Source organism: Protofrankia sp. Cr1 (assembly GCF_963555865.1).
GTDB lineage: Bacteria > Actinomycetota > Actinomycetes > Frankiales > Frankiaceae > Protofrankia.
Genome location: NZ_CAUVXO010000001.1, coordinates 11,222 through 20,291, shown reverse-complemented (window position 1 = coordinate 20,291; position 9,070 = coordinate 11,222). Strand labels below are relative to the sequence as shown.

Sequence of the window (9,070 nt, the reverse complement as noted above, 5' to 3'; positions counted from 1 at the left end):
GTCCCTGCGGACATGACCACACGGGCCGCTTGTCGGTCGTGGCGGGCCGGAACCCACACCAGCGGTTCCCGGGAACCCGGATAGGCCTGGACGGCCACCCGGGTTCCCTACGCTGCCTACCGGTACTCGCTGCCTACCGGTATTCTCCGCCTGTACTGCGGTAGTCGAAGTCATCCAAAGGCACGGCCTGACCACTACCGGTACCGAACGCTCCGTACTCGACGGTCGCGCCCTCCTCGTAGCCACCACCCACCGAGTACATGGACGCCCGCGCCTCCTCGGTCGGCTCGACCCGGATGTTGCGGTACCGGGAGATGCCGGTACCCGCCGGGATGAGCTTGCCGATGATGACGTTCTCCTTCAGCCCGACCAGCGAGTCCGACCGGGCGTTGATCGCCGCATCGGTGAGCACCCGCGTGGTCTCCTGGAAGGACGCCGCCGACAGCCACGACTCGGTCGCGAGCGAGGCCTTGGTGATGCCCATGAGGACCGGACGGGCCGATGCCGGCTGGCCGCCGGACTCGACCACCCGACGGTTCTCCTCTTCGAAACGCGCCCGCTCGACCAGCTCACCGGGCAGGAGCGTGGTCTCGCCCGACTCCAGCACGTTCACCCGCTTGAGCATCTGGCGGATGATGATTTCAATGTGCTTGTCGTGGATGGACACACCCTGCGAGCGGTACACCTCCTGGACCTGGTCGACCAGGTGCAGCTGCACCTGGCGCGGGCCGAGGATGCGCAGCACCTCGTGCGGGTCGACGGCGCCGTCGACGATCTTCTGGCCAACTCCGATGTGTTGGCCTTCCTCAACCTTCAGACGCGAACGACGCGACACCGGGTAGGCGATCTCCTCGCCACCGTCGTCGGGCACAACGACGATCTTGAGCGTCTTCTCGGTCTCCTCGATGCGCACCCGGCCGGCGACCTCGCTGATCGGAGCCTTGCCCTTGGGGGAACGGGCCTCGAAGAGCTCGACCACACGCGGTAGACCCTGAGTGATGTCGTCACCGGTGGCGACGCCACCGCTGTGGAAGGTACGCATGGTCAGCTGGGTGCCCGGCTCGCCGATCGACTGGGCCGCCACGATACCCACGGCCTCGCCGACGTCCACGAGCTTTCCGGTCGCCAGCGACCGGCCGTAGCACTGTGCGCACACACCCATCCGAGCGGCGCAGGTGAGCGCGGAGCGCACCTTCACCGATTCGATGCCGGCATCGATGATCTGCCCGATGACCACATCGCCGAGGTCGGTGCCGGCGGGCACCACAACATCGCCCGCGGCGTTCACCGCATCGGATGCGAGCGTCCGCGCGTAGGCCGCGGTCTCGGCGTAACGGTCACGGACGAGCGCTCCGTCCGCTCCCTTGCGGGCGATACGAGTGCCGATGCCGCGCTCGGTACCGCAGTCGTCCTCGCGGACGATGACATCCTGGCTGACGTCGACCAGCCGCCGTGTCAGATACCCTGAGTCAGCGGTTCGCAGCGCCGTGTCGGCCAGACCCTTACGGGCGCCGTGCGTGGAGATGAAGTACTCCACCACGCTCAGGCCCTCACGGAAGTTGGCCTTGATCGGGCGCGGGATGATCTCACCCTTCGGGTTGGCGACCAGCCCACGCATGCCGGCGAGCTGCCGGATCTGCATCATGTTTCCGGCTGCCCCGGAGTTGACCAGCACCGCGACCGGGTTGGTCGGCGGGAAGTTCGCCTCCATCGCCTCGGCGACCTTGCCAGTCGCCTCGTTCCAGATCTGCACAAGTTCGCCACGGCGCTCGTCGTCGGACAGGAAGCCCCGGTCGAACTGCTTCTGCACCCGCTCCGCGCGCTGCTCGTACTCGTCGAGAATCTGCTTCTTGTTCGGCGGCGCAACGACGTCCTCGATCGCCACGGTCACCCCGGACCGGGTGGCCCAGTAGAAGCCGGCGCTCTTGAGCGCATCCAGCGTGGCGGCCACCTGGATCTTCGGGTAGCGCTCGGCCAGGTCGTTGACGATCACGGCCTGGGCCTTCTTGTTCATCATGTAGTTGAGGAACGGGTACCCCACCGGAAGCGCCTCGTTGAGCAGGCAGCGACCGAACGTGGTCTCCAGCGTGAACGGTTCACCGCTGACCCAGTCCGACGGCGGAGTCCAGTCGAGCGGCGGGGTGGTGTCGCGCAGCCGAACCTTGATCTTCGCCTGCAGTGCGATCTCCCGCGCGTCAAAGGCCATCTGCGCCTCGGCCACGCTGGAGAACGCCCTACCCTCGCCGATCGCGCCCTCGGACAGCCGGCTGAGGTGGAACACCCCGGTGACCATGTCAAGGCTCGGCATGGCCAGTGGACGCCCGGATGCCGGCGACAGGATGTTGTTGCTCGACAGCATCAGGATGCGCGCCTCGGCCTGCGCCTCCGCGGACAACGGCAGGTGCACAGCCATCTGGTCACCGTCGAAGTCCGCGTTGAACGCGGTGCAGACCAGCGGGTGGATCTGGATGGCCTTGCCTTCGACCAGCTGTGGCTCGAACGCCTGGATACCGAGCCGGTGCAGGGTCGGTGCCCGGTTGAGCAGCACCGGATGCTCGGTGATGACCTCTTCGAGCACATCCCAGACGACCGGACGGGCCCGCTCCACCATCCGCTTGGCAGACTTGATGTTCTGCGCGTGGTTGAGATCGACCAGCCGCTTCATCACGAACGGCTTGAACAGTTCGAGCGCCATCTGCTTGGGCAGACCGCACTGGTGCAGCTTCAGCTGCGGCCCGACGACGATGACAGAACGGCCGGAGTAGTCGACCCGCTTACCGAGCAGGTTCTGGCGGAAGCGCCCCTGCTTGCCCTTGAGCATGTCCGACAACGACTTGAGCGGGCGGTTACCCGGGCCGGTGACCGGCCGGCCACGGCGGCCGTTGTCGAACAGCGCGTCGACGGCCTCCTGCAGCATCCGCTTCTCGTTGTTGACGATGATCTCAGGGGCGCCGAGGTCGAGCAGCCTCTTGAGTCGGTTGTTACGGTTGATCACCCGACGGTAGAGGTCGTTGAGGTCGGATGTCGCGAACCGACCACCGTCGAGCTGCACCATCGGGCGCAGGTCCGGCGGAATGACCGGAACGCAGTCGAGCACCATCCCGTTCGGGGAGTTGCGGGTGTTCAGGAACGCCGAGACCACCTTGAGACGCTTCAGCGCCCGGGCCTTCTTCTGCCCCTTGCCACTGCGGATCGTCTCCCGCAGTGATTCGGCCTCCGCGGCCAGGTCGAAGTCGACGAGCCTGCGCTGCAGTGCCTCGGCACCCATGCCGCCTTCGAAGTACTGCCCGAAGCGGTCCCGCAGTTCGCGGTAGAGCAGCTCGTCCGGCTCGAGATCCTGGACCTTCATGCCCTTGAAGCGGTCGAACACCCGCCCAAGATCATCAATCTTACGCTGGACGCGGTCGCGGATCTGGCGCATCTCGCGCTCAGCCGCCTCCCGGACCTTGCGCCGGGCGTCGCCCTTGGCGCCCTCGGCCTCCAGCTGCGCGAGGTCCGCCTCAAGCTTCTTCTGCCGCGTCTCGACGTCGGCGTTCTTCTTGTCCTCGAGATGCTGCTTCTCGACCGAGATCCGCGCCTCGAGGGTGGGCAGGTCGCGGTGGCGCGCCTCGACGTCCACATTGGTAATCATGTACGCGGCGAAGTAGATGACCTTTTCAAGGTCCTTCGGCGCAAGGTCGAGCAGGTAGCCGAGCCGGCTCGGCACACCCTTGAAGTACCAGATGTGGGTTACCGGCGCGGCCAGCTCGATGTGACCCATCCGCTCACGACGCACCTTGGCCCGAGTGACCTCGACACCGCAGCGCTCACAGATGATGCCCTTGAAGCGAACGCGCTTGTACTTGCCGCAGTAGCACTCCCAGTCCCGGGTCGGACCGAAGATCTTCTCGCAGAAGAGTCCGTCCTTTTCCGGCTTCAGGGTGCGGTAGTTGATTGTCTCCGGCTTCTTGACCTCACCGTGTGACCACTGGCGGATGTCGTCTGCCGTGGCGAGGCCGATGCGCAGCTCGTCGAAGAAGTTGACGTCGAGCACGTGTCTTCTCTCTCTGCCGTCTGGCTGCCCCCCCATCGCCGGCGGGCATTGCGAGTAATGGCGGCGACGGGGGGCTTCTGCCGTCAGTTATTCCAAGGTCGGCGGGACGCCGGGAAACGATCAGTGCATCCGGGCTACCGGACGCCGTGACCCGGCGGGTTTCTGATCACCAACTGCGAGTCACGACCACTGGTAGCACCGTCGATCCTCACGGCCGGCGGTCATCAGGTTCCCTTGGGGGCCTGCGGGCGCGCAGGTGGAGCCATGCTTGCGCGCCCCTCGGCCGACTAGTCGTCAGACCTCCTCAACGCTGCTCGGCTCACGCCGGGACAGATCGATACCGAGCTCTTCCGCGGCACGGAAGACATCCTCATCGGTGTCGCGCATTTCAATGGAGACACCGTCACTGGAGAGAACCTCCACGTTCAGACACAGTGACTGCATTTCCTTGATGAGGACCTTGAAGGACTCCGGAATGCCGGGTTCGGGAATGTTCTCACCCTTGACGATGGCCTCGTAGACCTTGACACGGCCCAGGACGTCGTCGGACTTGATGGTCAGCAACTCCTGGAGGGCGTAGGCGGCGCCGTACGCTTCCAGCGCCCACACCTCCATCTCACCGAAGCGCTGTCCACCGAACTGCGCCTTACCACCCAGCGGCTGTTGTGTGATCATGGAGTACGGGCCGGTCGACCGTGCGTGGATCTTGTCGTCGACCAGGTGTAGCAACTTGAGGATGTAGATGTAGCCGACCGCCACCGGGTACGGATACGGCTCGCCCGTCCGGCCGTCGAAGAGCCGCGCCTTGCCACTGGAGCCGATCAGCTGGTCACCGTCACGGTTGGCCAGCGTCGAGGCGAGCAGACCGGTGATCTCCTCTTCCCGAGCGCCGTCGAACACCGGCGTCGACACGTTGGTGTCGGGCGGGGCCTGATGCGCGCCGATACCACGCAGGCGCTCTTTCCAGTCCTCGACGCCGTCGTCAACCTGCCAGCCGGTCTTGGCCACCCAACCGAGATGGGTCTCCAGGATCTGGCCGATGTTCATACGGCGCGGCACACCGTGCGGGTTGAGCACGACGTCCACCGGAGTGCCGTCCGAGAGGAACGGCATGTCCTCGGCAGGAAGGATCTTCGCGATGACGCCCTTGTTTCCGTGCCGGCCGGCCAGCTTGTCACCATCGGTGATCTTGCGCTTCTGGGCGACGTACACCCGGACGAGCTCGTTCACCCCGGGCGGCAACTCGTCGCCGTCCTCGCGAGCGAAGACCCGGACCCCGATGACCTTGCCGGACTCGCCGTGCGGCACCTTCAGCGAGGTGTCGCGGACCTCCCGGGCCTTCTCACCGAAGATCGCGCGTAGCAGCCGCTCCTCCGGGGTCAGCTCGGTCTCGCCCTTCGGCGTGACCTTCCCGACCAGCACGTCACCGGGCGAGACCTCAGCGCCGATCCGGATGATCCCGCGCTCATCGAGGTCGGCCAGGACCTCCTCGGCGACGTTCGGGATGTCCCGGGTGATCTCCTCGGGGCCGAGCTTGGTGTCACGGGCGTCGACCTCGTGCTCCTCGATGTGGATCGAGGACAGCACGTCGTCCTGCACGAGCCGCTGGGAGAGGATGATCGCGTCCTCGTAGTTGTGCCCCTCCCAGGGCATGAACGCCACCAGGAGGTTCTTGCCCAGCGCCATCTCGCCGTTGTCGGTGCACGGGCCGTCCGCGATGACCTGACCGGCCAGGACGCGGTCGCCCTCGTCGACGATCGGCTTCTGGTTGATGCACGTCCCCTGGTTGGACCGGCGGAACTTCGCCATCCGATAGGTACGCCGGGTACCGTCGTCGTGCATCACGGTGATGTAGTCGGCGGACAGATCCTCCACAACGCCGGACTGTGTGCAGACGACCACGTCGCCGGCATCCTTGGCCGCGCGGGCCTCCATGCCGGTACCGACCAGCGGCGCCTCGCTGCGCAGCAGCGGGACGGACTGGCGCTGCATGTTCGAGCCCATCAGGGCGCGGTTGGCGTCGTCGTGTTCAAGGAACGGGATCATGGCTGTGGCCACCGACACCATCTGGCGCGGCGAGACGTCCATGTAGTCGACCTCGTCCGGCGGGATGAACTCGACCTCGCCGCCCTTGCGGCGTACCAGGACGCGGTGCTCGGCGAACGAACCGTCGCCGGTCAGCGGCGCGTTCGCCTGCGCGATGACGTGCCTGTCCTCCTCGTCCGCGGTGAGGTAGTCAATCTTGTCTGTGACCCGACCGGCCACGACCTTGCGATAGGGCGTCTCGACGAAGCCGAACGGGTTGACCCGCGCGAACGTCGACAGCGAACCGATCAGACCGATGTTCGGGCCTTCCGGCGTCTCGATCGGGCACATCCGGCCATAGTGGCTGGGGTGGACGTCGCGGACCTCGAAGCCGGCCCGTTCCCGGGACAGACCACCGGGGCCGAGCGCGGACAGGCGCCGCTTGTGGGTAAGGCCCGCCAACGGGTTGGTCTGGTCCATGAACTGGGACAACTGGCTGGTGCCGAAGAACTCCTTGATGGAGGCGACGACCGGCCGGATGTTGATGAGCGTCTGGGGAGTGATCGCCTCGACGTCCTGGGTGGTCATCCGTTCCCGGACGACCCGCTCCATCCGGGCGAGACCGAGCCGCACCTGATTCTGGATCAGCTCGCCGACCGTACGCAACCGACGGTTACCGAAGTGGTCGATGTCATCCACGTCATATGACTTGTCCTTGCCCGCATGCAGCTGCACGACATATTCGATCGTGCGGACGACGTCATCCTCGGTGAGCACGCCCACGTCGTGCGGGACGTCGACGCCGAGCTTCTTGTTCACCTTGTAGCGGCCGACCTTCGCCAGGTCGTAACGCTTCGGGTTGAAGAAGAGGTTCTCCAGCAGCGTCTGGGCCGACTCGCGTGTCGGCGGCTCACCCGGCCGGAGCTTGCGGTAAATGTCGAGCAGCGCGTCGTCCTGGCTGGATGTGTGGTCCTTTTCCAGCGTCACTCGCATCGACGGAAAATCACCGAAGCGCTCGAGGATGCGCGCCTCGTCCCAACCGAGCGCCTTGAGCAGCACGGTCACCGACTGGCGGCGCTTGCGGTCGATACGCACACCGACGGTGTCCCGCTTGTCGACCTCGAACTCCAGCCAGGCGCCCCGGGACGGGATGACCTTGCAGGAGAACAGGTCCTTGTCCGACACCTTGTCGATGGTCTTCTCGAAGTACACACCGGGCGAACGCACGAGCTGGCTGACGACAACCCGCTCGGTCCCGTTGATGACAAAGGTGCCCTTCGGAGTCATGAGCGGAAAGTCGCCCATGAACACCGTCTGGCTCTTGATCTCACCGGTGTTGTTGTTGGTGAACTCGGCCGTCACGAACATCGGGGCCGAGTACGTCATATCCTTGTCCTTGCACTCCTCGACGGAGTACTTCGGCGGTTCGAAACGGTGGTCGCGGAACGACAGTGACATCGAACCCGAGAAGTCTTCGATAGGAGAAATCTCCTCGAAGACCTCTTCGAGACCCGACGTGACGGGTACGTCGTCACGACCGGCGTCGATGGCTTCCTGGACCCGTTCCGCCCACGCCTCATTGCCGATCAGCCAGTCAAAGGACTGGGTCTGCAGGGCGAGAAGATCGGGGACCTCGAGAGGTTCGATGATCTTTGCGAACGAGATGCGGGAGGAGTTAGGCGAGGCGGCCAAGGTGGTCCTTCCGGTGGCCTGATCGTCGGGCTGGCGGTGCTCATGCGTCCTTGGGCCGCCGACAACGCGATCATGATTCTTCTCACGTTGCCCTCGGCCTCCTCGAACAATCCGGCGAAGGGTGGTCGGGTGATCAGTGTCTCGCTACGGTTGTGCGGAGTGTCGGCGGGGGTAGTCCAACGGAACGCGCTGCTGCCCCACGGTGCGGGCAGACGCGACACGGTGCGGGCAGACGCGACACGGGCGTCGACGAGTAGTCCGTCACGACATCTTCCGAAGGAGGACACCTGTGTGGGAGGGTCATCCCAGGCTGGCGACGCGGCGGCGGTTCGGTGGCAGGTTGCGGTCAACGGTCTCGCTCGGATTACCTCGGTCCTTACGTCTGGACGGCCGCGCCACGGGACGCGGTTGCGCGCGGGGCCGGATCGTCGCGTACCCGAAGGAAACGCAAGCGCACGACGAAAGGGCAGCCCAAACGAGCAGTGTAGCCGATGGCCGCACTGCTGGCAAGGCTGCTCGACAGGTATGTCTCACCGCTTCCCGATGATGGAACTCCGTCCCGGGTGAGGTCGTCAACCCCAACCGGAAGACCGCATGCCGCACCCTAACAACATGGCACCGCAGCAGCTCACCGTAACAGCCACGGAACTGGCGTGGCACCGCGCACTCGGCCGACGACAGACTCCCGAGGGCCGGCCTTGCCAGCGGCCTGCCGGAGGGGCCCCGGCAACCGGTCGGACCGCCGTTGCCCGCCTTGTCCGTTGACGAGCGGCGGCCCGACCGATCAGTGCCTACTTGACGGTGACCCCGTCGCTACTTGACGGTGACCGTCGCCCCGGCACCCTCAAGCGCGGCCTTGGCCTTCTCCGCGGCTTCCTTGGTGGCCTTCTCCAGGACCGGCTTCGGTGCGCCGTCGACGAGGTCCTTGGCCTCCTTCAGGCCCAGACTGGTCAGCGCGCGGACCTCCTTGATGACCTGGATCTTCTTGTCGCCCACAGCGGTGAGGATGACGTCGAACTCGTCCTGCTCCTCGACGACCGGCGTCTCAGCGGCCGAACCGGCACCGCCGGCAACGGCGATCGCGACCGGGGCTGCCGCGGTCACCCCGAAGGTGTCCTCGAACTGCTTCACAAACTCCGACAGCTCCAGCAGCGTCATTTCCTTGAACGCGTCCAGCAGCTCGACGGTCGACAGCTTCGCCATCGTGGCGGTCCTTCCGGTTGTGATGGCACGCCGCCCGTGGCGGGTACCGGGAACTGGATGTGGAGTATCTGGTGTAGGGCTGGACGGACAGCTCTATTCGGCGCTCGGCGCCGCCGC

General features: G+C 65.7%; 3 protein-coding genes. All 3 read right to left on the bottom strand.

Annotation, left to right across the window (positions count from 1 at the left end):
- Window positions 1–133: 133 nt before the first annotated feature.
- The 3 genes from U9980_RS00090 to rplL all read right to left on the bottom strand — a co-directional run bounded on the left by U9980_RS00090 (window position 134) and on the right by rplL (window position 8,953).
- Window positions 134–4,033 carry a DNA-directed RNA polymerase subunit beta' gene (locus tag U9980_RS00090; RefSeq protein WP_322766169.1) on the bottom strand — a complete coding sequence of 1,300 codons (3,900 nt, stop codon included), beginning with the start codon at window positions 4,031–4,033 and terminating at the stop codon, window positions 134–136.
- A 294-nt stretch (window positions 4,034–4,327) separates the two neighbouring features.
- Window positions 4,328–7,750, bottom strand: coding sequence for a DNA-directed RNA polymerase subunit beta (gene rpoB / locus U9980_RS00085; RefSeq protein ID WP_322766168.1), 3,423 nt, complete (start codon window positions 7,748–7,750; stop codon window positions 4,328–4,330).
- An 813-nt stretch (window positions 7,751–8,563) separates the two neighbouring features.
- Window positions 8,564–8,953: a 50S ribosomal protein L7/L12 gene (gene rplL, locus U9980_RS00080; RefSeq protein ID WP_416210088.1), complete on the bottom strand. Its 390-nt coding sequence runs from the start codon at window positions 8,951–8,953 to the stop codon at window positions 8,564–8,566.
- Window positions 8,954–9,070 lie beyond the last annotated feature (117 nt).